This window comes from Pseudomonas oryziphila (assembly GCF_003940825.1).
In the GTDB taxonomy this organism is placed as follows: domain Bacteria; phylum Pseudomonadota; class Gammaproteobacteria; order Pseudomonadales; family Pseudomonadaceae; genus Aquipseudomonas; species Aquipseudomonas sichuanensis.
In genome coordinates this window covers 2252936-2277861 of record NZ_CP034338.1, presented here as the reverse complement: position 1 = coordinate 2277861, position 24926 = coordinate 2252936, and the positions used below count along the sequence as shown (strand labels likewise).

Here is a 24926-nt window from a genome sequence, read left to right as displayed (position 1 = left end):
AGTCATTTGGAGCAACGATGCAGTACACAACCACGCGTGGCAGCGAGACACGAGTTGACTTTCGCACAGCGCTGCTTTCAGGGCTGGCAGAGGATGGCGGGTTGTTCGTGCCCGCGTCGCTGCCGCAATTCAGCCCTCAGGAAATTGCCAGCTGGTCCTGGCTGCCGTTCGACGAACTGGCCTGGCGGGTCATTGCACCTTTTGTAGGGGATACCCTCGATGAGCCGACGTTACGGGCGCTGGTCAGCGACAGCTACCGTGGCTTCGCGCACCGTGCGATCGCCCCGCTGCAGCAGATCGGCCACAACGAGTGGATCATGCAGCTGTTCCACGGGCCAACCCGATCCTCCAAGGACTTTGCCGCGCAGTTGCAGGCACGGCTCATCAGGCACTTCCTGGGCCAGAACTGTGAGCGTGTGATGTGGGTGGGCGCCAGCAATGGCGACACGGCCGTGGCCGCAATCGATGCCTTGCGCCACTGCCCTACGGCCCGCCTGCTGGCGCTGTATCCGCAGGCCGGCACCCCGGCGGACCGCGCGGCGGTGATGCGCGGCGCCGACTCGGGCAGCGTCAGTTGCGTGGCGGTGAACGGCAGCTTCGACGATTGCCAGTCGCTGATCACCCGGTTGCTGCGCGAATGGCCCTGCCCGGCGCTGATACCGATCAGTTTCAATTCGACCAACTGGGTCGGGGTACTGGCACAGATAGTTTTCTATTTCCATGCTGCGCTGCAGCTGGGCGGGGGCACACGCCCGGTGGGCTTCAGTATCCCCACGGCCAGTTTTGCCGAGATTTACGCAGGTTTCATCGCGCAGAAGATGGGGCTGCCGATCAATCAGATCATCGTCTCCACCAACCGCAATGACGCCCTGCACAGGTTCATCCATTGCAACCGCTACAGCCGGGTCTCGACCAGCCGGACCTTGTCGCCCGCCATGGACTTTTCGCTGTTCTCCAACCTCGAACGCTTCGTCTGGGAGTTGTACGAGCGCGACGGCGAGGCGACGCGGGCGCTGATGGAGCACTTCGAGGCCTGTGGCGAATTGAGCATCGGCAACCGCCAGTGGTTGCAGGCCCGCATGCTGTTCGACTCCTATGCGGTGGACGATGCCTCGATCCGCGAAGAAATCACCACGCTGTTCCAGCAAACCGGCAGTGCGGTAGACCCGCATACCGCCACGGGTGCCTTCGCCGGGCGCCTGCACCGGCGCAATATCGGCGCCCCGATCGTGACCCTGGGGCAGTTCGCCCCTGAAAAATCGGCGCCGCTGCTGGCCGAATTGGGTGCCTGGCAAGGGGCGATGCCAGCGTACGCGGTGGCAACCCCGGACGGTCCGCTGCTGGCCCAGGATGACCTGACGGGCTTGCACGGGGTATTGACCGCGTTGCAGGCCACTCGATGAAGCGCATCCTCGACCCCTTGGACGAGCGCATCCTCGCCGAGCTCACGGCCAATGCACGTATCGCCCACGCCGAGCTGGGGCAGAAGGTCAACCTGTCGCGCAATGCGGTGCGCCAACGCATCGAGCGCCTGGAGCGCGACGGTGCCATCCAGGGCTACACCTTGCGCATCGGCGAGGGGCGCCGGCCCGCGTCGCTGATCAATGCGCTGGTGTTCGTCTACCGCTACGACCGCATGCGCGGTGACGCTGTGCTCGACGCGCTGCGGCAGATTCCGGAAGTGGTGCAGTGCCAGGTGCTGAGCGGCGAGTTCGATCTGCTGCTGCGCATCGAGGCCGCAAGCCCGGAACGGGTGCACCACGTCTGGCGGGAAATTGCCGCGATGCCGGGGGTGGAGAACACAGTGACCTCGTTCGTGTTGTCGAGCGTGATCTGAGCTGACCGTAAGCGCCCTCCCTCTTGCCACCACCACGCCGCCTGGGCCCGAGCCCCGGCGGCGTGGTGGTTTTTGCAGGCGCGAATGCGCGCCTCCGGCACTGGCCAGATTGGCCAATAAATACAGCGCATTGCCATATTCAACTGGCATGGCCGGGCTCTTAGGCTGTCCCCATCAACCAACGCCTGAGAAGGACAACAACCCATGACCGAATACAAAATTGCACTCGTAGGCTTTGGCGGTGTTAACCGTGCCCTGGCCCAATTGATCGCCGAGCGCAACCTGCGCTGGCAGCAGGAGCTGGGCTTTGGCCTGAAGATCGTCGGTGTGACCGACCTGTTCCTCGGTTCGGTGATCGACCGCAACGGCCTGGATGCAGCCACCCTGGCCGCGCTACCAACCAGCAAAGGCGCCCTGGCGCAGCTTCCTCAAGGCTCGGCAGAGGCGTTCAACGAGTCGGTGATCAAGCAGTCGGGGGCCGACATCATCGCCGAAGCCACCTTCACCAACCCGAAAGACGGTGAGCCAGCGGCCACCTTCTGCCGCTGGGCACTGGAAGCGGGGAAGCACGTGGTCACCACCAACAAGGGGCCGATCGCCCTGCATGCCCAGGCACTCAAGGCGCTGGCCAAGGCCAATGGCGTGTCGTTCGAGTACGAAGGCTCAGTGATGAGCGGCACGCCGGTGCTGCGCATGGCCCGGCAGACCTTGGCAGGCTCGGGCCTAGTGGGTTTCGAAGGCATCCTCAATGGCACTTCCAACTACGTCCTGACCCGCATGGGAGAAGGCCTGGGCTTTGCCGAAGCCGTGGCCAAGGCGCAAGAACTGGGTTACGCCGAAGCGGACCCGACCGCCGACGTGGAAGGCCATGACGTACGCCTTAAAGTGGTCATTCTCGCCAATGAGTTGCTGGGTGCGTGCCTTCAGGTCAGCGATGTCGCCTGCAGCGGTATCAGCGCGATCACCCGCGAGGATATCGAGCGGGCCAAGGCGTCGGGCGAGCACTGGAAGCTGATCGGCGCCGCTCGCCGCGAAGCGGACGGTTCGGTGCGAGCCAGTGTGCAGGCCCGCTTGCTGCCGGGCAGCCATCCCCTGGCGGGGATTGCCGGCGCTACCAACGCCATCGCCTTCGAAACCGAGTTGCTGGGTGCGGTGACGGTATCCGGCCCTGGTGCGGGGCGCATTGAGACGGCTTTTGCCCTGCTGTCGGACATCCTCGCCATCCACACTTCCAGCCACTCGGCCTGAGGAGCGACGCTCATGAACCTGACTTCCGTGCAGCGCGCGCCCCTCCAGACGCTTGGCCTGATCGACGTGTTCAGCCCCTACGACGGCAGCCTGGTTGGCAGCGTTGCCAACCTGGGCGAGCACGCAGTGCCCGGCCTGCTCGCCCGCGCCCGCCAAGGCGTCAAAGACAGCGCCGCCCTGCCCCGACACCGCCGAGCCGGCATCCTTGAACAGGCCGCCCGGCTGATCGAGCGCGATGCGCCAGACTTCGCGGGCCTGATCGTCGACGAGGCAGGCAAGACCCTGCGCCAGGCCGAAAAAGAGGTGAAGCGCTGCATCAACACTCTCAGGTTGTCGGCCGAAGAAGCCCGGCGCAACGCGGGCGAGGTGGTGCCTTTCGATGCCTACGAAGGCTCGGAGTCGCGCCAGGGCTGGTTCACCCGTGAGCCCTTGGGGCTGATCCTGGCCATCACGCCGTACAACGACCCACTCAACCTCGTGGCGCACAAGCTGGGGCCCGCGATTGCCGGGGGCAACGGGGTGATCCTCAAACCATCGGAGCTGACCCCGCTTTCTGCGCTCAAGCTGGTGCAGTACCTGGTCGATGCCGGCTTGCCGGAGGCTGTGGTGACCGTAGCCACGGGCGGGGCTGAGCTGGGCAAGGCGTTGGTCGCCCTGCGTGATGTGCGCATGATCTCCTTCACCGGCGGCTTTGCCACCGGCGAGCAGATTGCCCGCGGTGCTGGCCTGAAGAAGCTCGCCATGGACCTGGGCGGCAACGCCCCGGTGCTGGTGCTCGAAGACTGCGACCTGGATGCGACGGTGGAATCCTGCGTATCCGGTGCGTTCTGGGCAGCCGGGCAGAACTGCATCGGCACCCAGCGCATCCTGGTCCACGCCTCGATCTATGCGGCCTTCCGTGATCGTTTCGTCGAGCTCACCCGTGCGATGGTGCTGGGCAATCCGGGCCGGCGCGAAACCGATATGGGGCCGATGATCAACGAAGCGTCTGCGCGGCGGGTTGAAGAATGCGTGAACCAGGCGCTGCAAGAGGGTGCGCAGCTGCTCTGTGGCCATCAGCGCCAAGGCGCCACCTACGCGCCAACGGTCCTGGAACAGGTTGACCACGGCAGCCGGCTGTGGCGTGAAGAGGCGTTCGCGCCGGTGGTAATGCTGGCGCCCTTCGACGACATCGACCAGGCGGTTGCGTGGGCGAATGCGCCGGAGTACAGCTTGCACGCCGGCGTCTTCACCCGGGACCTGGCCAAGGCACTGCACTTGGCGCGGCGGATAGAGGCTGGTGGCGTGATGATCAACGACTCCTCCGACTATCGGTTCGATGCCATGCCCTTCGGCGGCTCCAAATACGGCAGCCTGGGCCGCGAGGGGGTGCGCTTTGCCTATGAAGACATGACCCAGCCCAAAGTGGTGTGCATCAACCAGCTCGGTTGATGTTCAGCACACCATCATTCACCTCGGTGGCCTTGACCGGGTAGGCGCGCTCACAGCACTACCCGGTGCTATGCCGCTGGCGAAGGAGCGAAACACCAGTGATCACACGTTTAGCATCCGGGGACAGAATGTCCCTGGCAGTCAGTTACCGGGGCGTGTTCGAGACCGCCGGAGTGGCAGCAGATAACAGGCTTGAGGATGTTCAGGGGCAACTGCGGCAAGTGCTGGCCACCATCGATGCGCTTATGGCTGAGGCCAACGTCGGCAAGGAGCAGTTGACCCGCGTGCAGATCTGGCTGGCCGATTACCGCCATTTCGAAAAGGTCAACGAGGTTTACGACGCCTGGCTGCTGGGCTATCCGAAGCCAGTGCGTGCTTGCGTCGGGGCCGATCTGGGAGAGGGATACCTGGTTGAAGTTCAGGTTTTTGCAGTAGACCACTCGACATCCATTTATCCGGATGCCTCGCGGTAACAGGGGCGCATGCCTTGTAGGGTAACGGACGCCGACCGCGGGCATGCCGGCCGCATCGGCATCAGTGGTGCGACATCGGAGCTTGACGCTCATTTGTCCGAACAGTACTTGATCACGATGCCTGCACTGCAGGGTTTCACCGTGTGCGCCACCATGTGGCACCGACCGCAATTCATGTGGCGCATTTTGCATTATATGGACCGCCCCCTATGACTAAACTGGCCTGAAACGCCTTCCCTGGCGTATCAGCGACTCATAGAACGGTTTCGATCAATGGCACGCAATCTCACTTTCTCCTTGGACATTGGCTGGCGGACGCTTCTGAAAGATGTTGGCTTGCAGCCTGAACACGTGCTGCGCAAAGCCGGCTTGCCAGACGACCTCTTTTCCCGTGAGGGCTACGGGCTGCTAACCGATGAATACTTCCGTTTCTGGCGTGCCCTTGAGTCGGAGGCAGATGATCCGATGTTTCCGCTACGCTTGGTGGAAACCGTCTCGGCCGAGGTCTTCGACCCACCGCTATTCGCCGCCTTGTGCAGTACCAACCTCATGCAGGCCGTGCAGCGTCTGGCAAAGTACAAACAACTCGTCGCCCCGATGAGCCTGGACGTTGAGGTGGGCAAAAACGGAGAAATGACGGTTTCGCCACGCTGGCTGTCTGTACAAACGCAGGTGCCCTATTCGTTGCAAGTGGCCGAAATCGCATTCTTTCTGCGGCTGGCCAACCTTGCCACGCGCGAGCGCATCAAAGCCTTGCGCGTGGCGCTTGCGCAACTGCCGTCGAGCACTTACGCCCGCCGCTACGAAGTGTTTTTCGGTACCCCCGTGCAGCGGGGTGAGACACCGAGCATTACCTTTGCCGCCGCCGACGCCCTGCGCCCCTTCCTGACCGTCAATCAGAGTATGTGGCGCGTGTTCGAACCCGACCTGCGTCGTCGGCTCAGCGAACTGGATGCGGCAGCGACGATGGCCGAGCGTGTACGTGCCGTCCTGCTCGAACTGTTGCCCAGCAACACGGCCACGATCGAGAAGGCTGCGCAACGCTTGGGGCTCAGCAAACGCACCCTGCAACGTCGGCTGGAGGATGAGGGCGAGAACTTCCGTGCCTTGGTCAATACCACGCGTGAGAGCCTGGCCCGCCACTACCTTGGCAGCACGAGCCTATCTGGCGGGGAAATCGCCTTCCTGCTCGGTTTTGAAGACCCGAATTCCTTCTATCGCGCATTTCTGGACTGGACCGGGCAAACCCCCGATACCGCACGCCACACCATGCGCCTGAACTGAGATACATACCCGATGCCTGTCCAAGAGAAACAACGCCACGTCCTGCTGACCGGTGCTACTGGACTGGTGGGTGGCCAGATGTTACAGGCCTTGCTGAGCGATCCATCGGTTGCGCAGGTGCACGCACTGAGCCGCCGCCCTTTGGCCGTCAGCCACCCCAAGCTTCAGGTTCACCTTGCGGACTTCAACCACTTGCCCGCGCTACCGCAAACCGATGAGGTTTATCTGGCACTGGGCACCACGATCAAGGTTGCCGGCAGCCAGGCGGCCTTCCGTGCGGTGGATCACGACGCTAACCTGGCCGTTGCCCGGGCAGCCGTCGCGGCCGGTGCACGACGTGTAGGGCTGGTCAGCGCGGCTGCCGCCAATGCACGCTCTTCAATGTTCTACAACCGCGTCAAGGGTGAACTGGAAGATGCTCTCAAAGCCATGGACCTGACGGCCCTGGTCATTGCCCAGCCCTCTTTGCTGCTGGATCACCGTAACGGTTTGGGGCAGCCGCCGCGCATCGGCGAGATCCTCTCGATACCTATTGCCAGGTTGCTGGCACCGCTGCTGCCTGGCACCTATCGTCCGGTGCATGCACGTGCCGTGGCCCTGGCACTGGTTCAGACCGTACCGACGGCCCACGGCGTGGTCGTACTGGCCTCTGACACGATGGCCAAGATCGGACAGGCACACTGAGCGAAATCGCAATGAGAAATCACCAGGACAGGGCACGTCGCTTCCTGGCAGCACTGCTGGGCGCATGCGCAGGCGCCCCATGCGCGCATTGCCACCGAGATGGCGCACTCTGCAGGTCCGCTGGCGTATTGTGCGAGATACGACCCTCTCTAGTTTTGCCAGACTGGCCACATCAAAACGCATGAGGTTCGCCATGTTCAGCAAAGAAAAGAAAACAGCCCTGGTCACCGGTGCATCGTCGGGGATGGGCAAAGCGATTGCCAAGCAGTTGATTAAGGACGGTTATCAGGTCTACGTGGCCGCACGTAGCGTCGACAAGATGGCTGACCTGAAAGAGCTTGGCGCTCAGGCGCTGCGCATGGATGTGTCCAAGGACGAGGAAATCGTCAGTGGCGTTCAGACCATCCTGACCCAAACGGGCGGCGTGGACGTCCTGGTCAACAATGCAGGCTTCGGTCTCTATGGCCCTGTGGAAGAGATCAGTCTCGACGAAGCCCGTTACCAGTTCGAGGTCAATCTGTTCGGTGCAGCACGGCTTACACAGTTGCTACTGCCCTCAATGCGCGCGAAGCGTGCCGGGCACATAGTTAACATCACCTCTATGGGCGGCAAGATGTACAGCGCCCTCGGCGCCTGGTATCACGCCACCAAACATGCCCTGGAGGGGTGGTCGGACTGTCTACGCCTGGAGGTGGCCGAGTTCGGTATCAAGGTCGTGATCGTCGAACCAGGCGTGATTGAAACCGGCTTCGGCGACGGCGCCACCGAGTCCATCGTCAAACGATCTGCCAGCGGACCCTATGGGCGGATGGTTCAAATGGTGACCAAGTCGATTAAGAACACCTACGGGCATAACACGGGCAGTGACCCACAAGTGATCGCAGACGTGGTTTCCAAGGCAGTGGTCAGCCGTAACCCCAGCACACGCTACGCCGTCGGTAAATTCGCCAAGATGCTGATTCGCATGCGCGTATGGCTCGGCGACCGTCTGTTTGATCGCATCATACTCAGCCAAACCCGTTGAGCGGCAAATTGCTTTTCCGCATGCAGAGAGTAGTTGTTGGCTTGTGTATCAGGCGTCCTGCGCCAAGATCGAAGCGAGGTGCCTGAACTTGGCAGTCATGCGGTATGACAATGCCCTGCCGATTGCTGCCAAGCGCGACGAGATCAAGGTTGCGCTAGAAAGACATCAAGTGCCGGTGATCGCCAGTAAAACTGGTGCGGGAAAGACCAGGCTGCTGCCGAAGATCTGCCTGGAGATTGGCCGTGGCCCTTATGGACTGATCGGCGATACCCAACCCCGACGGCTGGCGGTGCGAAAAAAGGCGACAGATCTATTTATTGGTCAGTCTGCTGCTGGCCGACAGCAGTCCAAAGTGGCCCTTGGTGGAGGGCAACAAATGGCGAGCAGGAGCCATTCAGCATTAACGCTTGAAGCATAAAAATGCATATTTGGAGTTCCCACCTCGCTCGCTACATCCACCTTTAGCGGCACTCCATCTCTTCTGCGAGGGCACGATACGGCACTGGGATCTTGAAGCCGGGCGCGTCGACGTGGTTATAACTGTACGACACGTTTGCGGAACTCATCCGGAGTCGACCCGATCATTCGATGGAACATCGCAATGAAAGCGGACGAAGTGCTGTAGCCCAACTCCAGCGCGACGGTCTGCACTGGGGCGCCGTCTTCCAGCATCGAGAGTGCTCTCACCAGCCGCAGACGCTGTCGCCACTCCACAAATGACATTCCCAGGTCACGCTGGCAACGCCGCGAGAGCGTGCGCTCGGTGCTATGTACGACACTGGCCCATGCTTCCAGGGGACGATTATCACCTGGCTCCAGATGCAGTGCTTCGAGCACCTGACTGAGTGCCCGGTCTGTAGAGATCGGTAAATACGTATCTCGACGCGGCGCCAGGCTTATCTGGTCTACCAGCACCTGCATCAACCGTACGTCGTCATCGTTTCGAGGGTAATCAACCTGGCGCTCGACCAAATCCGCAAGGATTGCCTTGGTAATGGGGCCGACCGCCAGCGTGCAGACCTCGGTGGGCAGCCTGACACAGCGTTCCGGGGCAATGTCCAGCACGCAGTAACACACGTGGGGCCGAGTACTGGCGCCATGCTCCGCTCGGGGCGGAAGCCACAAGCCGTAATGCGGCGGTGTCAGGTACTCACGGTTGTCCACAGTCAACTCGATCACGCCGCTGAACGAGTAGACGAATTCGCCCCAGTCATGGCGCTCGGTCGGGTAGGACGTTACTTCCGTCAGACGCATGGTCCTTAACAGAACGGAATGCGGTAGCGGCGAGCTAATGGCAGGTGAGACAGGTGCAGCGGCCATGTTGTCGGGAACCTTGTATGCGTTGTCTGGTTTTCGTTATTTCAGCATATAGCGCCAACCTCATACTTGCACCGTCGACAGGAAATATGGGCTTGGGTCGGGCGGCTCCTCCTCAGGCCATTCTCCTGTTACGTACGATGCTCATCACGAGGATAACCCCGATGAATGCTCTCGATACACTTGAAAAACTACCTCGGCTGAATCTGCGGGGCTTCACTTCACCGGTGCAATACCTGAAGCGGTTCAGTGCTGAAATTGGCGTCGAGGTCTGGTGCAAGCGCGACGATATCGGAACGGTCGGTCTTGCCGGTAACAAGGTGCGCAAGCTCGAAGTAGAACTGGCTTATGCGATCGCCCAGGGCGCCAAGCATCTGGTTGCCGAAGGCTCACGTCTTTCCAATGCCGCGCGGGCGGTGGCGGCGGCAGCGGCGCAGACAGGGCTGAAATGCACCCTGGTACTCTGCCATGACGCGCCACGGGAGCCGGTTGGCAACCTGCTATTGGACGGACTCTTTGGCGCCAACTTGCGCTTAGTGGGCAATGCAACCTGGGCTGAACTCGCCGATCATGCTCAGGCCGTGGTCAATGAGCTGGAAAATAATGGGGAGCGTGTCTATCGACTACCCATCGGCTGTGCCTCCGAGAGGAGCTCGCTCGGGTTTGCCCTGGCCTACTCCGAGCTTCACGGACAGATGGCCGCGCATGAGCGTTCGATCGGCACCATTGTGCATGCCAGCTCATCGGGAGGCACTCACTCCGGACTGGTGCTGGGCAATACCTTGCACGGTTCGCCAAGCAACATCCGCGGTATCGTCGTTGCCGAGGATGTCTATGATGACGTACCCGGCCAGTACCTCGCTTATGCCCAAGGTGGTGCCCACCTCATCGGCGCAGAAGTGGAACTGACACGCAACGACATCAACCTCACCGAGGACTATCTGGGCGACGGCTACGGCCTGCCTGCACCGGGCGTGATAGAAGCGATCGACCTGCTTGCCACCACCGAAGGGATACTCGTAGACCCCGTCTATAGCGCCAAGGCAGTCGCGGCGCTGATCGATCTCGCGAAAAAGGGGGAGTTGGAAGGCCCAGTGGTCTTCTGGCACACGGGGGGCTATCACTCACTCTTCGATCCTCACTACGCGCAACGCACTTGGTCCGAAATCAAGCGGCTTTCCACTGTGCAGCTGTAGGCCTCGCGAACTGGCTTTCATTGACGATGAAAACGCCGGTCCTATTCCCGCAGATTACTTGACCACTACAGGTGCCGATGGCCGGCCTGGGGACTTGTCTGGCCTGAAAACCAGACGCCCGCGCGACGCCTCGGCATTCAAACAAAAATAATGTGGAGACTACCTGGAATGAGCGATAACGCACCTTCCATGCGGCGAGGCCTGAGTGCTCGCCATATTCGCTTCATGGCGCTCGGTTCTGCTATTGGCACCGGATTGTTCTATGGGTCCGCCTCAGCAATCAAGCTGGCTGGCCCCTCGGTACTGCTGGCCTACATCATCGGTGGCATGGCCATCTACATGATGATGCGTGCCTTGGGTGAAATGGCCGTGCGCAATCCTGTATCGGGTTCTTTTGCCCACTACGCAACCCAGTACTTGGGGAGCTTTCCAGGTTTTCTGACTGGCTGGAGCTACGCATTTTCCATGCTGGTGGTATGTCTGGCAGATGTGACCGCCTTTGGTGTTTACATGAGTTACTGGTTTCCCGACACACCACGATGGATCTGGGTCCTGGGCATCGTATTTTTCATCGGGGCTCTGAACCTGTGCAGCGTCAAGGTATTTGGCGAGTTGGAGTTCTGGTTGTCGTTGCTGAAAGTCACGGCTATTGCGTCGATGATCGTTGCCGGGTTGGCAGTTCTAGTTTTCGGTATTAAGTTGGGCTCTGCCAATGAAGTAACGAGCGGCTTAAGCAATTTGTGGCAGCACGGTGGCTTTTTCCCCAATGGCGTGAGTGGAATGATCGCCTCTTTCGCCGTCGTAATGTTTGCCTTTGGCGGAATCGAAATGATTGGTATCACTGCGGGAGAAGCCAAAAACCCGCAACAGGTCCTGCCACGCGCGATCAACTCCGTGCCACTGCGAATATTGATGTTCTATGTGCTTACACTATTCGTTCTGATGGCCATCTATCCCTGGCCCAAGATTGGCAGTGAGGGCAGCCCTTTCGTACAGATATTCAGCGGCTTAGGTATAAAGTCGGCTGCTACAGTGCTGAACATCGTCGTCATTTCTGCCGCACTATCGGCCATTAACAGCGATATTTTCGCCGCAGGGAGAATCATGTACGGCATGGCTCAGAGCGGCCAGGCACCCGCCAGTTTTTCCCGCCTGTCCCGATTCGGTGTACCTTGGATGACTGTAATCGTTATGGCGACGGCCCTGCTTTTGGGTGTTCTGCTTAATTACCTGTTCCCGGACAATCTCTTCATGATTTTGGCGTCGGTGGTGACGTTTTCGATTGTATGGGTGTGGCTGATGATTCTTTTGTCCCAAGTCGCCATGCGCCGGCACATGACTCGAACTGAGGTTGAGGCCCTGCATTTCCCCGTGCCTTTCTGGCCTGTAGGCCCCGCCTGCGCAATTGTTTTCATGCTGTTCATTTTCTGCGTACTGGGTTGGTACTCAGAAACTCGCATGGCGCTCTATGTAGGTATCGGGTGGCTGGCATTGCTGTCGGTAGGCTATAAATTATGGATAGTCCGCCAGAAAGCAACGCTGTTTGAATCGTTCAAACTAAAGCGTTCTTGAGCCCTACGAGCCAGTAACTTGAATGCTCAGATACCAGTCATTAATGTCCAGAGTCTGAGCTTTTCTGCTTATTATCGGGATGGGTTGTGAGGTAATAGTGGGCCGCCCCGCCTTGAGGTGCCGCGCCAGGCGGGGAGCTATGGGTCGTTAGTCGCTGGTCGTGAATGGCTGCTTTCGACCCGAAGCGAACGCTGAGCCCATCAGCAATTTTTGTGGGAGCGGGTTTTTCGAGGCGTCGAACTGCCGCGAACACCGGCACCGCCGGTGCCATCCATTGCGGCGCTTGCTTCGCGGGTGAACCCGCTCCCACAGGATGCGCGTCGCGCTCACGAAGCCAGTTAACTTTCAGCGGCTGCTATGGGTCGCAAGCGCTCGCTCTCACACGCATGTCTTGAGCCATCAAGACTGGCCTGCCTCAGTGGAGATAGTGATCCTTGACGTAGCGCACCGTCTTTTCCAGAGCGCGCGCCATATCGGGATGTGTGAACTGATACTTGCGCTCTAATTGCTCGCTATTACTGATATCGAAGCGCTGCGTCTGGATAAAGTCCAATGACTCGGCGCTGATCGCAAATCGTGCTGCCAGCCCGGGAATCATCAAAAGCCACCTGAGCAACCTTATCGGTACATGCCGACGGGGCGCCTTGACCTCCAGCGGTTTTGCGATCTGCTCAAGCATGCCCTGCAGGCTCGATGTGTGCTCATAGAGCGCCAGAACCTGCCGGTTGGCCATCGAAGGATCGAACGCCACACAGGTCATCATCGCTACCAGGTAGTCGACGCTGACTAATGGCAACCAGTGCCTGGGGGAACCGGGGACCGCTTTGAACCGACCTTGTGCCAAATTTCGAATGAGTTCGGCCAGAGGCTGTCCTTCCAGGATGTGGCCACTCTCGCTGTGGCCACACACCGTAGCAGGATGAATGATGGTGTAGTCCGCGCCCGCATCCTGCATATAACGGATGACGGCAAAATGGGACTCGATCTTGCTGCCTTCGTAGCCACCTACACGGCGGTAGACTGCGGGCCAGTTTGTGTTTGCAGGGCACTCATCATCAACGCCGATACTGGCCAGGTGGTTGAGGTTTTGCAGCATGAAGCCGCACACCATCAGCAATCGGATGCGTTGGCGCGCCGCAAGCTTGGCGACCCTCAGCGCCCCTTGCACATTGACTGCTCGGGCGCGCTCCATTGACAGCCCCCAGGAAAACTCCGCCGCGAGATGGAAGATCACAGAGGCCGAAGACACGCACTGTATGTCCGCCTCGCTGAGCCCGAGCCCCTCTCTGCTGATATCGCCCTCAACGGCATGGATATACGCAGGATTACCGCCCAGTTGACCTACCTGTTTTCTGAGACGCTCAATGTTGCCTGGGGTACGCATAAGCACCCAGGTTTTGTACCCTGTCGCAGTAAGTCGGGCCAGTAAGTGTTGGCCCACAAATCCACTGCCGCCGGTGACGAAGCATTCCACGCTCATGCCTGACTCCTGGTTTGGATAATGGGTGCAGGCTAAGGTGTAGAGTGCGCTCTACAGTCAAGGAGTTTTTAGTGTGAACGTTGGAGAGTTGGAGCGCCGCAGTGGCGTCGGCCGGCATGCATTGCGCTATTACGAACAGCTCGGGCTTATCGTGGCACAACGACAAGCCAACAATTACCGCAGCTACAGCGATCAGACGGTTGTTGATCTGGCCTTTATTCAGAGCGCCCAGAGTGGCGGTTTTTCCCTCGCTGAGATTGGAGAAATTCTTGCAGCCAAGCGAGGCAACAAGATCGATTGCGCGCAAGGCGCAGCCTTGGTCGCCAGCAAGATGGCCGAAATTCAAGCGAAGATCACCACGCTGCAAGCTGCTTATGTCCTGCTGAGCACGGAGCATGCGAAGCTTGAAGCCAGTGCCATTGCCAATGGCCTGATCACTCCCCACTCACCTGCACTCCTGCATACCTTGACGCCATAGCGTCCCGGCATGGCCCTTAGCGTGGCCTAGTGAACAGGGCCGAAGTCGAAGGGTTGGTTCGAGTAGCCTTCCCACAAGCGACCGTCCCATACATGGACTTGCTTGATTACGAAATTTCCAAAATGGCCTCAAAACGCGACTGACCTACGATGCTCAGCCGTTGCCACCACCTTGCCGCGCTTGAGCACCATCAACCGTGTCGGCAAGTCGAGAATGACATCGGCCACAGCACGGCAATCGACCAGCACCAGGTCGGCATCATTGCCCACCGCCAATCCGTGGTGTTTCAACCCCAAGGCTTTGGCAGGGTTTGTCGAGAGCATCGACAACACGGTGGCCTGATCATCCGCGCCGCCCAGGTGGCACGCTGGAATGGCCAGCTGTGCAATGTGCAACAGGTCGCCAGTGCCATAGGGTGTGAATGCATTGCGGATGTTGTTGGTGGCCAGGCAAACCGTGACACCGCCGTCGCGCAGGGCACGCACAGGTGTCAGGGTGCGTCTTACATTGTGACTGTCACCCCGAGCCCCCAGGTGCAGGTCGGTGGCGGGCAGGCACATCACGCTGATGTCGGCCTCACGTAGCAACGCGATGACCTGTGCCTGCCGCGCTGGCGAGACGGCCGCCAGGCTGGTCAGGTGCCCAACGCAGACCCGCCCTTGGTAGCCTTCGGCAATGGTTCGACGTGCCACGTACTCGATGGTCATGTGCTCGGCGTCATCGGCGAAGTCCTGGTGCAAGTCGATGTCTTTGTCGTAGCGCTTGGCCAGGTCAAAGACGAAATCAATGTGCTCCTGCGGCGACACATCGTTGTAGGGAATGCCGCCCACCACATCGGCCCCCATCTCCATTGCCTGGGCCATCATGGCCTGCATGCCAGGCAGCTTGAGAATGCCTTCTTGCGGAAAGGCCACGACCTGGATGTCGATCACCTCGCGAAACTGCTCGCGCAACTCCAGCACCACTTCAAGCCCGGTGAAGCCTTGGGCGGGGTCGAACTCGGCATGGGCGCGCACGTGCGTGGTACCGGCTTGTACCAATGCGCGCAGCACCTGGATCGACCGTTCGCGGATATCCTCACGGGTCAGTGTGGGCTTCAGTTCGGCGGTGACGGCGATCGCTTCCTTCAAGGTGCCGGAACGATTGGCCTTGCGCTGCATGACGTTGGCTTTTTCCAGGTGCAGGTGGCCTTCGACAAACCCAGCAACAAGCACATTGCCGTCGCCTTGGATTTCGTGCTCTGCCGTGGTGGCGATGTGTGGCGCGATCTCGGCGATTTTGCCTGCTTGCACAGCCACATCTACCCGTGGCTGGGCGTCGTCAATGCGTACATTTCGAAAGACAAGGTCCATCAACTTCAGTCCTCATAAAGAGCGCTGTAGCGCTGCGAAGGCCGGGCTCAGTTATTCGAGCAACCATTGCCCATCACGCGGTACTCAAGCACATGCTCATTGCCTTGGGAGTCTTCGTACGTCATGCGAGCGGGCACGACCTGACAGACATTGGGGACCTCGCTCATGGAAATGACACGGGCAATATCGAGGTGCTGGGAGTAGCTGTACTGTTCAACCGGTGTCTGCTCGACCTGTTGCTCAACGTCAGCAGCCATCGTCACGTTGCACAGCGCGCCGAGTATCAATGCGAACAATGCTTTCAATTTTGATCACCTTCAGGTTGTGGCTGGGCCACGAAGTTGCGGCCCAGCCCATGTGTTGCAGCCAAATCAGAACGGTTTGGTGGGCAGGTATTTGCCATCCAGGGTGATCACTGCGCGCGAGCCGCCCTCGGGGTCTTCGACTTTCTTGATGTCCAGCTTGAAATTGATGGCACTGATGATGCCGTCGCCGAACTTTTCATGAACCAGCGCCTTCAAGGTGGTGCCGTACACCTGCAACATCTCGTAAAAGCGGTAGATGGTCGGGTCGGTCGGGATACCATTTTGAATGCTGCCGCGCAGTGGCACGGTCTGCAGCAGTGCGATGCCGTCCGCGTCGAGGCCGAGCTTGTCACCCACCACCTGGGCGGCGCTCGCCGGCAACGGGTGCTGGCCCAGCAGTGCCGCGGTGACGAACGCTTCGGACAGACCGGTGCCTTCGGTGATCTGCGAGAACGAGAGGTCTTTGCGGGCTTTGGCCAGAAGGATGACTTCGCTCAGGGCAAGGCGGGCGTTCTGGCTGATTTGCGATTGGATCATGGTGTTTCTCCTTGGTTGAAAGATGTTCAGGCAACGCGCTTGGGTTGATGGGAAACGGCGTGCACTTCGGGGTTGTGGGCGAGGGACACGAATGTGCCGGTGCTGCCATCGAAGGCCTCGATCAGCCCGCTTTCGATGTCGTAGATCCAGCCATGCAAGGTCACGCGGCCCTCTTCCAGGGCCAGGCGCACCGAGGGGTGGGTCTGGATGTTGGCAAGCTGGGCGATCACGTTTTCGCGCACCATGGCTTCGACCTTGGCCTGCGGGCCGAAATGGTTGCGGGCTTCGTTAACCACTCGGGCGGAATCGGCGTAGCGCAGCCAGCCGGCCACTGCGGGCATGTGGTCCAGGCATTTGCAGGTGGCGATGGCCGTCATGGCGCCGCAATCGGAGTGGCCGCAGATGACGATGTCGGAAACCTGCAAGGCCGCCACGGCATATTCGACCGAGGCCGATACGCCTCCAGGCTCGGGCCCGTAGGACGGCACGATGTTGCCTGCATTGCGAATGACGAACAGGTCTCCGGGTTCGCGCTGGGTGACCAGCTCCGGCACCAGGCGGCTGTCGGAGCATGAGATGAACAGGGCACGTGGGCTCTGCTGGCTGGCCAGATCCTTGAACAGTTTGACGCGCTCGGGATAGGCGTCTTTCTGGAACTTCAGAAACCCGTCGATGATGTCTTTCATGGCTGACTCCTTGAGTGACGCGATGTGTTGAAGCAAAGGTTACGCAGCGCCTTCAATAAGGTAAAAGTCTGATTTATGATCAGGTGAATCAGATAATCTTATAGGTGCACCCATGCTTGCCCGGCACATCCAGTACTTCATCGCAGTGGCAAACCACCTCAGTTTCACGCGCGCCGCAGCGGCCTTGCATGTGTCTCAACCGGCCTTGTCGCAGCAGGTCCGCCAACTGGAAGAGAGTCTCGGCACGCCGTTGTTCGATCGTTCCGGCCGGACCACGCGATTGACCGATGCCGGCGAGGTGTACCTGCGCTATGCCAAGCGAGCCGCGCAGGAACTGCAGGAGGCAAAACGAGCCATTGATGACCTCAGCGATCTGAGCCGCGGATCACTTCGGGTGGGGGTAACACCGACATTCACCAGCTACCTCGTTGGCCCGCTGGTTGAGGCGTTCCATAGCCGCTACCCGAACATCACGCTGGTGCTGCGAGAGATCGCTCAAGAGGCGCTGGAAGAGCTGTTGTTGGCCGACGAGGTAGATGTGGGCATTGCGTTCGACAACGGCCATCATCTGGACCTTGAGGCCCAGGCGCTACTGGTCGAAACCCTCGCCCTGGTAGTCGGCAAGCATCATCCTCTCGCCACCACGGGCAGTATTGGCCTGGAGGCGTTGAACTCAGAATCGTTGATACTCTTGAGCGCCGAATTCGCCACGCGTGAGCAGATCGACAACTACTGCCGCCAACACAACATTCGCCCTCACGTACAAGTGGAAGCCAATACCATCAGTGCGCTTATCGAGGTGGTCAGCAGAACCACGCTCGCGACCTTGTTGCCGGCCAACATCGCCCTGGCTCACGAGCAGTTGGTTGCTATCGAGTTGGATCAGCAGCGCTTGCAACGCACTGCCGTTCTGATGCAACGGAAAGGGGTTTACCAAACGGCTGCAGCGAGGGCCTTCGTCGAATTGGCGATGAAAGTGGCCAAGCAACTCGAGGAGCCAGGCTGCTCCGATCGGCTGATTTAGAAGGGAGCCAAAATCATCAGGCCAGTTCAACCCCTAGTTCGCGGGCAAGAGGATCACAAAGTTCTTTTTCATGTCTTCCAGCACGGTCCATTTGCCCTTGGCGCCCGGTTCGATAATGAACGTGTCGCCAGCGGCCAGTGTGATGGGGGCGCAACCCTCAAGTTCGATGACGCAGCATCCACTCAGGACATGGCAGAACTCCCAAACTTTGTAGTCGATGCGCCACGCTCCGGTGCTGGCTTGCCATTCTCCGGAAATGCGGCCTTGCTGCTCATCGTGATAGTACTTGGACGTCAGCGTATGGGGGGTGCCTTGCAAGACCTCTTCAAAAAATGGAAGGTCGCGCACCGGTTGGATATCCAGTTCGCGGAACACGGTCAGTTTATTGTTCATGGCTTTTCTCGAGCACGTTGTGGGTAGGGCGATACATCAAATAGGCTTCACCGGTCACGCCCAGCATCGGGTGCGGAACGATCTGGCAGGCTTTAACAATTTGAAAACCGTGACGTTCGTAGAAGCGGCGTGCACCGTGGTTTTCTGCATAATCGATCAGGCATAGCCCATCCAGGCCAGAGTCCTCAGCGCGCTGCTGGGCGTGGCGAAGAAACTCGACACCCAGCCCCTGACTGCGCCAGGCCTCATCCAGGGCCAGGCTGGATATGTACAAGGTGTCGGGTATTTCCATGTCGGCGTAAGGCGCGAGGACCGGGTCTGTCTCGACAGGCCTGTCAGGGGCCTCGCGCAAGGCATAGCTATGCATCATGCCGATGACGCGCCCTTCGAAAGTGGCCATAAGGCAGTTCTTGTAGGAGAAGTCGCCCTGCTCCCTGGCATAGCGAGACGCACCGACACTCAGCAACGCTTCTCCAGGTGCGGCAAGCTTGCTCCATATGTAATCGGCCATGCCCTCCGATGTCAGTTGAAAGAAGCGCGCAATATCATGCGCGTCCGAGGCTTGGGCGGGTCTGAAGTCGATAGACATGAACAGTGTTCCCATGGGATCGGGTGGTTGGCTTTCAAGGATTACGCCCTTGGCATGGTGGCAGGGTAGGCAGGTTGAACGGTTCCCATCATGCTCTGGGCGAACACCGTCAGCACGGCGTGCGACGCGGCCCCATGCTCAAAGGCGCGTGGCCGTCCAATGGCTCAGGCCTGGGGAGTCGATCGTGCAACTGCCGGAGGTAGTGAGACGAGAAGCGGAGCGACCTGTACTTCCATGGCGGGATGGCCGGAATCAGAGCAGGGTTACCTGCGTAGGGAATCGTATTTCACGAAAGGCAGCTACCGCCCCGTAGCTGACAGTCATGCCAGAGGTGATCTCTGTGGGAGCGGGTTTATCGAGGCGTCGAACCGCCGCGAACACGGGCGAAGCCCGTGCCACCCTCCGCGTCGCCTGCTTCGCGGGTAAACCCGCTCCCACAAGGTTCGCGCCAGCCTCGAAAAATGAGCAAGAGCAGCACTATCGCAATGGCAGCTTTGGGTCGAAAGCTGCCATTCGAGCCATTCAGACCTGGTCTAGCCCGGCTGGCGTAAGGTGAATTGGGCAGGGAATCGCATAAGCGACACTAATCGGTAATGAGCAGTATTGATTAAACTAATGCCTCACTGAAATGCACACTGCCGTCTTTCAAACGGGAGTAACCCTATGTCAGGTGAAAAATCGATCTCAGCTCTGCTCCGTGGCATGAGCCCAGTCCTCAATGAAGGCGACTTTGTGTTCTGCACAGTGGCGCACGCTACCGCGCTCCAGGGTACCGATGTGCTGGGTACATTCCGCGAAAAAGAAGGCCTCACTGCAATCATTGAGCGCGAACGCGCTGATGCACTGGGCCTTGAGTACAGTTTTGTGGCAGCTTGGATCACACTCACAATCCACTCCGCTCTTGATGCAGTGGGTTTGACGGCCGCATTCGCGACCGCGCTCGGCAAGGCTGGCATCAGTTGCAACGTGATCGCAGCCTTCTACCATGACCACATTTTCGTAGCCAAGGATGATGCCGCTAAAGCCATGGATGTCCTCCAAGCCTTATCTCGCGCAGGTGAATCCAGTTAGCGCCCGGCCATGATGCTTGCGGTTTACCTATTGGCAATCGCTGGCTATGGTAAGACCTCCGCAAACAAGGCTTTTGTGTCGGCAGGGCGAGGTAGCCCGTATCACCGTGGCAGCATGCGCCTGAGGGTGTTGTCCTTGATCAAGTAGTGATGTGCCAGGCCTGCGCAAGCATGAAGTCCAATCAGCGCGTAACCAGCGTTACCTACCAGCTCATGCCAGTCCTTCAGTGTCTTGGCCAAAGCAGGGTCGACAGGAATAGGCGAAGGCAGAGTGATGCCCCAGTACGGCAACGGCTTACCCGCAGCGCTCAGCATCAGCCAGGCCAACAACGGAGTAACGATCATCAAACCGTACAAGGCCAGGTGCGTGATGCTGGCCATCACCGCCTGCCAGGTAGGTGGCGTGGGCAGGATGGGAGGACGTGGTCTCAGCCGACCAATCAGGCGTACCCATACCAACGCGAATACGGCGATACCCATCAGCGCATGGAATCCCAGCAGTGGGCTCTTCAGTGTGCTGCCTCTTGGCAATGCCCCGCGCAGCTCGATGCCGGCATAAATGCCGATGAACAAGACGACCATGCTCCAGTGCATGATGATGGACAGGCGACCGTAGCGGTCGATAGTTGAATTACGCGTCATATCCATGGCCTCGAAAATGAGAGAAAGATCCGTTGCCACCAGGTGCGATGCAGGAGCGATTCCCAGCAACCGGACAGTGTCAGGTTGCTGGCTCAAGCTTAAGGAAGTCTGAAGTGACCAGCGTCAGATGCCAGGCGTATCGTTGGCAGCGACTCTGCTGGGGTATTCAACTCACTGGAAACAGCAAGGTGGCGGCTAGCCCGCCGCCTGCTCGATTACGCAAACGCACCTGCCCGCCCATCCGGTCAACGATGGTCGCCACGATGGAAAGCCCAAGGCCTGCACCATTGGGGCTGTTACGGCTGTAGAAACGCTCGAATACGCGCGACAGACTCGCCTCATCGATACCCGGCCCCTCGTCCTCGACGACCAGTTCGAAGTGATTGTCCAGGTGCCTGAGTGACACCGTGATGCGGCCAGCGGGCGGTGAGTGCTCCACCGCGTTGGACACCAGGTTCTGCAGCGCGATGCCCAGGGCGCCGGCATCGATTGCCAGGTGGTGGTCGCCTTCGCCGATGTCCAACGAGGGCTCCAGGCCGCGGTCCAGTATCCACGGGGTCAGGTCAGCCAAGGTCTCGGTGACCACTTCGGCCAGGTCGATCCGAGTGCTGGCTCGCTGCCCCAGCCTTGGCTCGACACGGGCCAGGGTGAGTAACTGGTTGACAACCCGGGTGAGTCGATCGACCCCACCCATCAGAAAGCCCAGCGCTTTGTGCCGCTCGGCCTCGTTGCTGGCCTCCAGCGCGTTCTGCGCGTGCAGGCGCAGAACGGCCAGGGGGGTGCGCATTTCGTGGGCGGCATCGGCAATGAACCGATGCTCACGCCGCAGCAGGTCCTCGATCTGCGCCAACAGGCGGTTGATGGCGGCCTGCATGGGCTCCAGCTCCGAGGGCAGCGGTACCAACTGCAGCGGCTCCAGCGAATCGGCGTGACGCCCACGGATGATGTTGGCCATGTTCTGCAACGGCCGCAGTCCCCAGCCGATAGCGGCCCAAACCAACAGTGCCAACACCAGGCTGCCGAGCAGGAACGGGAACAGGGTGTGGCGAACGATGCGGTCGATCAAGTCGTAGCGCACATCGTCACGCTCGCCCACCCAGATCACCCAGTGTCGTTCCGGCACCGGCAGCACGAAACCGCGCCATTGCTCGCCACCACTGGAAAAGTCGTAGAAACCGGGGACCGTCGGTGGCGGGTCGATGGTCGGCGCACTGGGTGTGTGCACCAGCAGGCCGGCGCCGTCCTGCCAGACCTGGAATGCCAGCTTGCTCTCGTAGGGGTGGCCTACCCGATGGTGACCCGCCTGGGCCAATGCCTCGTTGAATGCCTGGTACATCGCTTCACGCGAGCCGCTTTGCACCGGCAGGCTCATGACGCCCTGCAGCAAGCGAGCGTTCTGGGCCAGGTGCGCGTCGTACACCTCGTTAATCTCATGGCGGCTGTCGTGATAGTTATAGAGCGCCAGCAGGCCGGTCCCCAGCAACAGCAACAACATCACCCGCCACAGGGTGCGTTGGCGCAGCGAGCTCATGCCTTGGCCTCGACCAGATAGCCAATGCCGCGCACCGTACGGATCAGCCCGTTGAACAGCTTCTTGCGAAGGTGGTAGATGTTCACCTCCAGCGTATTGCTCTCGGGCTCCTCATCCCAGCCATACAGCAACTGGGTCAGGCGTTCGCGGGTGAAGACCTTGCCTGGATGGGCCAGCAACTCGTGCAGCAGCATGTATTCCTTGGGGGTCAGCACCACTTCGACGCCGTTGTAATGAACTTGCTGGGTAGCGGGGTCGAGGCTGACTCCGGCATGCTCGATCATGACCTGGGCGCGTCCGGCGCTGCGCCTGAGCAACGCGCGCAAGCGCGCCTTCAGCTCATTGAGGTCGAACGGTTTGACCAAGTAATCGTCGGCGCCGGCATCGAGGCCGGTGATGCGATCATCGAGGGCATCCCGTGCGGTGAGGATCAGCACCGGCAGGCTGTCGCCGCCGGCACGTACCCGCCGCAGGAGTTCAATGCCATCCAGGCGGGGCAATCCAAGGTCCAGGATCACCAGGTCGAAGGTCTCGTGCTGCAACGCATGCAAGCCACTGACACCGTCACGCAACCAGTCGAGGGTGTAGCCCTCCTGGCGCAAACCGTCGCAGATCCCCTCTCCCAGCGCGATGTCGTCCTCAACCAGCAAAAGCCGCATGTTCAGTCCTGTTTGTCCTTGATCGCCTTGAGTAAAGCATCAATATCCGCGCGACGGCCCTGATCAGCCAGCTCTCGCCCCGGCCGTGGGGGTGCCTGCAAGGCTTTGTGCAGGGCTGCGGTGGCCTCCGGGTAGCGCTTTTGCCGATACAGATGGTCAGCCCAGAAATAGTTGCTGTCGATACCGCTGGGGTTGATCTGCAAGGCTTTGCGCAGCATCTTGTCGGCCATCTCGGCATCACCGAAACCAATCGGCCATCCGGGCACTTGATCGTACAGCGTGCCCAGGCTGGTATAGGCCGAGCCCTGCAGGGCGTTGGGGTCCAGTTTCATGGCCTGTTCAAGGCTAGCTTTCGCCGCCTTGACCTTGCCTAGTGCGCCAAGGCCACCGATGGCCCCCGCCCAGCTGCTGTTGATAATGCCCTCCCAAATCAATGGCTCTGGTGTACCGGGGTACTGATGAACGAAGGCCGTCGCGTCACCCGCCAGCTTTTCGAAGGCGTCAGCACGTTTGTCCTTGGGTAACTGGTACTGGATCTGTGCCCAGCGCTGCTGCAGGTCACTCAGGTGCTGCGTGCCTGTCTGATCCAGTGCCCAGATGGAGGGGGCGAATGCCAGCAAGCTGGCGATGAACAGTCGCTTCATTTGATCGACTCCTTGGAGTGGCTACCGAGGTAGCGGCGAATGACAGGCAATTGCTTGCGTAACGCGCGGTCGACTATTCCCGGCAACATGCCGTTAATGCGCACGAAGAGCTTTTCCGGCCAGCCCAGGTAAAGCTCGCTGCGCTCAGACTGCACCGCCTCAAGCACTGCACGGGCGACATCCGCCGGGTCGTCCATGCCGACTTTCAACGCCTGATTGAGCGCTGTCGCCGCGCTGCTGTTCATGGCGGTGCGGGTTGCCCTGGGCGCGGCATACAAGACGTTTACCGTGGTGTCCGCCAGCTCGCGCCGCAGCGCTTCGGAGAATCCCCTCAGGGCGAACTTGCTGGCGCAATAGGTGGCGTAACCGGGATAGCCGATCGAGCCATAGGTGGACCCGACATTGACCACCAACGCCTTTGGCTGCGCACGCAGCAAGGGCAGGCAGGCACGCGTCAGTTGCAGCGGGGCCTTCAGATTGATGTCCAGCAGCTCGTCGAGTGCGTGTTCGTCCAACTGATCGAGCAAGGCAAAGCGATTCACCCCGGCGGCGTTGATCAGAACGTTGACATTGCCCATCTTGCGGGCTCGGTCGACCACTTGTTCGCGCCCTGCGTGGCTGCGTAGGTCAGCTTCTTGCCAACGCAAGCGGTCCGGATACCGATTCATCAGGCCAGCCAGCTTGCCCATGTGCCGGCTGACCGCCAGCACCTGGGCCCCGGCAGCGCACAGCTGCTCGGCCAGCTCCAAGCCAATACCCCCACTGGCGCCGGTGAGGACCACCACGGACTCAGGCAAGCGCATGACGCACCTCGTGCTGCCCGGCGCGCGGCAATCCCTGGAACATCTCGGTATACAAGCGATAGACGACCTTTGCAGCGTGGATCACAGCCTGCTGGTCGCCCTCTTCATCAAGGCGGTCCATCAACTGCTTGTAGGTCACCATGTGGTCCTGGTCGAGCGCACCGTGGGAGCTGAGGTAGCTGAACGCCTGGCCAGGCAAGCCCAACGTGCTCTGGATGGTGCCCGCCGCCTGCGTGGCCAGGGCGATGCTGGTGCCTTCGAGCACATTGACCATGCCGAACAGCCCGACAGGGTTGCCGCGTGCAATCAGGTCGTAGAGGTAGGCGACCATCAGCTCGATTGGCAGCGCTGGCCGACCATCACGCACGGCCTCCCAGTCGCCGCCGCAAGCCTTGATGTCGTTGAGGATCCACTGTTCGTGGCCGTACTCCTCTTCGATGTATTCGCACACCGCCCCGCGCAGCCATTCCAGGCGCGACGGCAAACGCGCGCCACAAGCCATCATCAGTGGCACCGTATGGCGGACATGGTGGTAGGCCTGGGTCAGGAAGGCGAGGTAGCTGTCCAGGCTGACCTGCCCGGCCAACGCGTCCCGGATTACCGGCACTGCGAACAACACCTGACGCTCCTCGGCAGTTTGTATTTGCAAAGTATCGAAAAAAGACAT

27 protein-coding genes and 1 pseudogene are annotated in these 24926 nt (G+C 60.1%); 14 read left to right on the top strand and 14 right to left on the bottom strand.

Annotation, left to right across the window (positions count from 1 at the left end; translation table 11 throughout):
- Positions 1-17: 17 nt before the first annotated feature.
- The 9 genes and pseudogenes from EJA05_RS10870 to EJA05_RS10830 form a co-directional block, all read left to right on the top strand.
- Positions 18-1403: a threonine synthase gene (locus EJA05_RS10870; RefSeq protein WP_125858242.1), complete on the top strand. Its 1386-nt coding sequence runs from the start codon at positions 18-20 to the stop codon at positions 1401-1403.
- Positions 1400-1837 carry an Lrp/AsnC family transcriptional regulator gene (locus EJA05_RS10865; RefSeq protein ID WP_125463612.1) on the top strand — a complete coding sequence of 146 codons (438 nt, stop codon included), beginning with the start codon at positions 1400-1402 and terminating at the stop codon, positions 1835-1837. Before EJA05_RS10870 ends, EJA05_RS10865 begins: the two co-directional genes overlap by 4 nt.
- Before the next feature lie 204 nt (positions 1838-2041).
- Positions 2042-3085 (top strand): homoserine dehydrogenase, encoded by a 1044-nt coding sequence (locus tag EJA05_RS10860; RefSeq protein WP_125858241.1) that lies wholly within the window; start codon positions 2042-2044, stop codon positions 3083-3085.
- A gap of 12 nt (positions 3086-3097) precedes the next feature.
- The gene (locus EJA05_RS10855) at positions 3098-4516 is read left to right on the top strand and encodes an aldehyde dehydrogenase family protein (protein WP_125858240.1); all 1419 of its coding nucleotides are present in this window, start codon (positions 3098-3100) and stop codon (positions 4514-4516) included.
- A 98-nt stretch (positions 4517-4614) separates the two neighbouring features.
- Entirely contained in the window at positions 4615-4989 is a 375-nt protein-coding gene (locus tag EJA05_RS10850; RefSeq protein WP_323808601.1) for a RidA family protein, read from the top strand.
- Positions 4990-5262: 273 nt separating this feature from the next.
- On the top strand, positions 5263-6273 hold the full coding sequence (locus tag EJA05_RS10845) for an AraC family transcriptional regulator (RefSeq protein ID WP_125858238.1): 1011 nt from the start codon (positions 5263-5265) through the stop codon (positions 6271-6273).
- A 12-nt stretch (positions 6274-6285) separates the two neighbouring features.
- Positions 6286-6957, top strand: a complete 672-nt coding sequence (locus EJA05_RS10840; RefSeq protein ID WP_125858237.1) for an NAD(P)H-binding protein — start codon at positions 6286-6288, stop codon at positions 6955-6957.
- A 193-nt stretch (positions 6958-7150) separates the two neighbouring features.
- A complete protein-coding gene (locus EJA05_RS10835; RefSeq protein WP_125858236.1) occupies positions 7151-7981 on the top strand; it encodes an oxidoreductase in 831 nt (276 codons plus the stop codon).
- Between the two features lie 46 nt (positions 7982-8027).
- Positions 8028-8288: pseudogene (locus tag EJA05_RS10830) on the top strand (hypothetical protein); the annotation flags it as partial.
- A gap of 227 nt (positions 8289-8515) precedes the next feature.
- Here the strand turns inward: EJA05_RS10830 and EJA05_RS10825 are convergent.
- Positions 8516-9235: an AraC family transcriptional regulator gene (locus tag EJA05_RS10825; RefSeq protein WP_125858235.1), complete on the bottom strand. Its 720-nt coding sequence runs from the start codon at positions 9233-9235 to the stop codon at positions 8516-8518.
- A gap of 227 nt (positions 9236-9462) precedes the next feature.
- Between EJA05_RS10825 and EJA05_RS10820 the strand changes: the two genes are divergently transcribed.
- Positions 9463-10494 carry a 1-aminocyclopropane-1-carboxylate deaminase/D-cysteine desulfhydrase gene (locus EJA05_RS10820; RefSeq protein WP_125858234.1) on the top strand — a complete coding sequence of 344 codons (1032 nt, stop codon included), beginning with the start codon at positions 9463-9465 and terminating at the stop codon, positions 10492-10494.
- Positions 10495-10662: 168 nt separating this feature from the next.
- Positions 10663-12066 carry an amino acid permease gene (locus tag EJA05_RS10815; RefSeq protein ID WP_125858233.1) on the top strand — a complete coding sequence of 468 codons (1404 nt, stop codon included), beginning with the start codon at positions 10663-10665 and terminating at the stop codon, positions 12064-12066.
- A 415-nt stretch (positions 12067-12481) separates the two neighbouring features.
- Here the strand turns inward: EJA05_RS10815 and EJA05_RS10810 are convergent, their stop codons facing one another.
- Positions 12482-13546, bottom strand: a complete 1065-nt coding sequence (locus EJA05_RS10810) for an SDR family oxidoreductase (RefSeq protein WP_125858232.1) — start codon at positions 13544-13546, stop codon at positions 12482-12484.
- Positions 13547-13619: 73 nt separating this feature from the next.
- Here EJA05_RS10810 and EJA05_RS10805 point away from each other — a divergent pair, with 73 nt between their 5' ends.
- A complete protein-coding gene (locus EJA05_RS10805; protein WP_125858231.1) occupies positions 13620-14024 on the top strand; it encodes a MerR family transcriptional regulator in 405 nt (134 codons plus the stop codon).
- 128 nt (positions 14025-14152) lie between these two features.
- Here the strand turns inward: EJA05_RS10805 and EJA05_RS10800 are convergent, their stop codons facing one another.
- From EJA05_RS10800 to EJA05_RS10785, 4 genes are all read right to left on the bottom strand, one after another.
- Entirely contained in the window at positions 14153-15376 is a 1224-nt protein-coding gene (locus tag EJA05_RS10800; protein WP_125858230.1) for an amidohydrolase family protein, read from the bottom strand.
- Positions 15377-15423: 47 nt separating this feature from the next.
- A complete protein-coding gene (locus EJA05_RS10795) occupies positions 15424-15681 on the bottom strand; it encodes a DUF2790 domain-containing protein (RefSeq protein WP_125858229.1) in 258 nt (85 codons plus the stop codon).
- Between the two features lie 66 nt (positions 15682-15747).
- Positions 15748-16218 (bottom strand): cyanase, encoded by a 471-nt coding sequence (cynS, locus tag EJA05_RS10790; protein WP_110993677.1) that lies wholly within the window; start codon positions 16216-16218, stop codon positions 15748-15750.
- A 26-nt stretch (positions 16219-16244) separates the two neighbouring features.
- Positions 16245-16904, bottom strand: a complete 660-nt coding sequence (locus tag EJA05_RS10785) for a carbonic anhydrase (protein ID WP_125463601.1) — start codon at positions 16902-16904, stop codon at positions 16245-16247.
- Positions 16905-17016: 112 nt separating this feature from the next.
- Between EJA05_RS10785 and cynR the strand changes: the two genes are divergently transcribed.
- Complete coding sequence (gene cynR, locus EJA05_RS10780) at positions 17017-17928, top strand: transcriptional regulator CynR (protein ID WP_125858228.1); 912 nt, start codon at positions 17017-17019, stop codon at positions 17926-17928.
- Positions 17929-17961: 33 nt separating this feature from the next.
- Here cynR and EJA05_RS10775 read toward each other — a convergent pair whose 3' ends face one another.
- Together EJA05_RS10775 and EJA05_RS10770 are read right to left on the bottom strand one after the other, a co-directional pair.
- Entirely contained in the window at positions 17962-18321 is a 360-nt protein-coding gene (locus tag EJA05_RS10775) for a cupin domain-containing protein (protein WP_125858227.1), read from the bottom strand.
- Positions 18311-18910 carry a GNAT family N-acetyltransferase gene (locus tag EJA05_RS10770; RefSeq protein WP_223277193.1) on the bottom strand — a complete coding sequence of 200 codons (600 nt, stop codon included), beginning with the start codon at positions 18908-18910 and terminating at the stop codon, positions 18311-18313. Before EJA05_RS10770 ends, EJA05_RS10775 begins: the two co-directional genes overlap by 11 nt.
- A gap of 663 nt (positions 18911-19573) precedes the next feature.
- On the opposite strand from EJA05_RS10770, the gene EJA05_RS10765 reads away from it, so the two are divergent.
- Complete coding sequence (locus EJA05_RS10765) at positions 19574-19981, top strand: ACT domain-containing protein (protein ID WP_125858226.1); 408 nt, start codon at positions 19574-19576, stop codon at positions 19979-19981.
- A gap of 101 nt (positions 19982-20082) precedes the next feature.
- On the opposite strand, the gene EJA05_RS10760 is transcribed toward EJA05_RS10765, so the two are convergent.
- The 6 genes from EJA05_RS10760 to EJA05_RS10735 form a co-directional block, all read right to left on the bottom strand.
- A complete protein-coding gene (locus EJA05_RS10760; RefSeq protein ID WP_125861286.1) occupies positions 20083-20622 on the bottom strand; it encodes a cytochrome b in 540 nt (179 codons plus the stop codon).
- Between the two features lie 166 nt (positions 20623-20788).
- On the bottom strand, positions 20789-22153 hold the full coding sequence (locus EJA05_RS10755) for a sensor histidine kinase (protein WP_125858225.1): 1365 nt from the start codon (positions 22151-22153) through the stop codon (positions 20789-20791).
- Positions 22150-22812 carry a response regulator gene (locus EJA05_RS10750; RefSeq protein ID WP_125858224.1) on the bottom strand — a complete coding sequence of 221 codons (663 nt, stop codon included), beginning with the start codon at positions 22810-22812 and terminating at the stop codon, positions 22150-22152. Before EJA05_RS10750 ends, EJA05_RS10755 begins: the two co-directional genes overlap by 4 nt.
- Before the next feature lie 2 nt (positions 22813-22814).
- Positions 22815-23456, bottom strand: coding sequence for a hypothetical protein (locus EJA05_RS10745; RefSeq protein ID WP_125858223.1), 642 nt, complete (start codon positions 23454-23456; stop codon positions 22815-22817).
- Positions 23453-24259, bottom strand: a complete 807-nt coding sequence (locus EJA05_RS10740; protein WP_125858222.1) for an SDR family oxidoreductase — start codon at positions 24257-24259, stop codon at positions 23453-23455. The genes EJA05_RS10745 and EJA05_RS10740 overlap by 4 nt, the downstream gene beginning before the upstream one ends.
- The gene (locus tag EJA05_RS10735) at positions 24246-24926 is read right to left on the bottom strand and encodes a TenA family transcriptional regulator (RefSeq protein ID WP_125858221.1); all 681 of its coding nucleotides are present in this window, start codon (positions 24924-24926) and stop codon (positions 24246-24248) included. The genes EJA05_RS10740 and EJA05_RS10735 overlap by 14 nt, the downstream gene beginning before the upstream one ends.

Excerpts from the sequence above, each read along its gene's own strand:
- EJA05_RS10870 (WP_125858242.1), top strand. The coding sequence starts at position 18 with ATGCAGTACACAACCACGCGTGGCAGCGAGACACGAGTTGACTTTCGC.
- EJA05_RS10865 (WP_125463612.1), top strand. The coding sequence starts at position 1,400 with ATGAAGCGCATCCTCGACCCCTTGGACGAGCGCATCCTCGCCGAGCTC.
- EJA05_RS10860 (WP_125858241.1), top strand. The coding sequence starts at position 2,042 with ATGACCGAATACAAAATTGCACTCGTAGGCTTTGGCGGTGTTAACCGT.
- EJA05_RS10855 (WP_125858240.1), top strand. The coding sequence starts at position 3,098 with ATGAACCTGACTTCCGTGCAGCGCGCGCCCCTCCAGACGCTTGGCCTG.
- EJA05_RS10845 (WP_125858238.1), top strand. The coding sequence starts at position 5,263 with ATGGCACGCAATCTCACTTTCTCCTTGGACATTGGCTGGCGGACGCTT.
- EJA05_RS10840 (WP_125858237.1), top strand. The coding sequence starts at position 6,286 with ATGCCTGTCCAAGAGAAACAACGCCACGTCCTGCTGACCGGTGCTACT.
- EJA05_RS10835 (WP_125858236.1), top strand. The coding sequence starts at position 7,151 with ATGTTCAGCAAAGAAAAGAAAACAGCCCTGGTCACCGGTGCATCGTCG.
- EJA05_RS10825 (WP_125858235.1), bottom strand. The coding sequence starts at position 9,235 with ATGCGTCTGACGGAAGTAACGTCCTACCCGACCGAGCGCCATGACTGG.
- EJA05_RS10820 (WP_125858234.1), top strand. The coding sequence starts at position 9,463 with ATGAATGCTCTCGATACACTTGAAAAACTACCTCGGCTGAATCTGCGG.
- EJA05_RS10815 (WP_125858233.1), top strand. The coding sequence starts at position 10,663 with ATGAGCGATAACGCACCTTCCATGCGGCGAGGCCTGAGTGCTCGCCAT.
- EJA05_RS10810 (WP_125858232.1), bottom strand. The coding sequence starts at position 13,546 with ATGAGCGTGGAATGCTTCGTCACCGGCGGCAGTGGATTTGTGGGCCAA.
- EJA05_RS10800 (WP_125858230.1), bottom strand. The coding sequence starts at position 15,376 with ATGGACCTTGTCTTTCGAAATGTACGCATTGACGACGCCCAGCCACGG.
- cynS (WP_110993677.1), bottom strand. The coding sequence starts at position 16,218 with ATGATCCAATCGCAAATCAGCCAGAACGCCCGCCTTGCCCTGAGCGAA.
- EJA05_RS10785 (WP_125463601.1), bottom strand. The coding sequence starts at position 16,904 with ATGAAAGACATCATCGACGGGTTTCTGAAGTTCCAGAAAGACGCCTAT.
- cynR (WP_125858228.1), top strand. The coding sequence starts at position 17,017 with ATGCTTGCCCGGCACATCCAGTACTTCATCGCAGTGGCAAACCACCTC.
- EJA05_RS10775 (WP_125858227.1), bottom strand. The coding sequence starts at position 18,321 with ATGAACAATAAACTGACCGTGTTCCGCGAACTGGATATCCAACCGGTG.
- EJA05_RS10770 (WP_223277193.1), bottom strand. The coding sequence starts at position 18,910 with ATGTCTATCGACTTCAGACCCGCCCAAGCCTCGGACGCGCATGATATT.
- EJA05_RS10765 (WP_125858226.1), top strand. The coding sequence starts at position 19,574 with ATGTCAGGTGAAAAATCGATCTCAGCTCTGCTCCGTGGCATGAGCCCA.
- EJA05_RS10760 (WP_125861286.1), bottom strand. The coding sequence starts at position 20,622 with ATGACGCGTAATTCAACTATCGACCGCTACGGTCGCCTGTCCATCATC.
- EJA05_RS10755 (WP_125858225.1), bottom strand. The coding sequence starts at position 22,153 with ATGAGCTCGCTGCGCCAACGCACCCTGTGGCGGGTGATGTTGTTGCTG.
- EJA05_RS10750 (WP_125858224.1), bottom strand. The coding sequence starts at position 22,812 with ATGCGGCTTTTGCTGGTTGAGGACGACATCGCGCTGGGAGAGGGGATC.
- EJA05_RS10745 (WP_125858223.1), bottom strand. The coding sequence starts at position 23,456 with ATGAAGCGACTGTTCATCGCCAGCTTGCTGGCATTCGCCCCCTCCATC.
- EJA05_RS10740 (WP_125858222.1), bottom strand. The coding sequence starts at position 24,259 with ATGCGCTTGCCTGAGTCCGTGGTGGTCCTCACCGGCGCCAGTGGGGGT.
- EJA05_RS10735 (WP_125858221.1), bottom strand. The coding sequence starts at position 24,926 with ATGTCTTTTTTCGATACTTTGCAAATACAAACTGCCGAGGAGCGTCAG.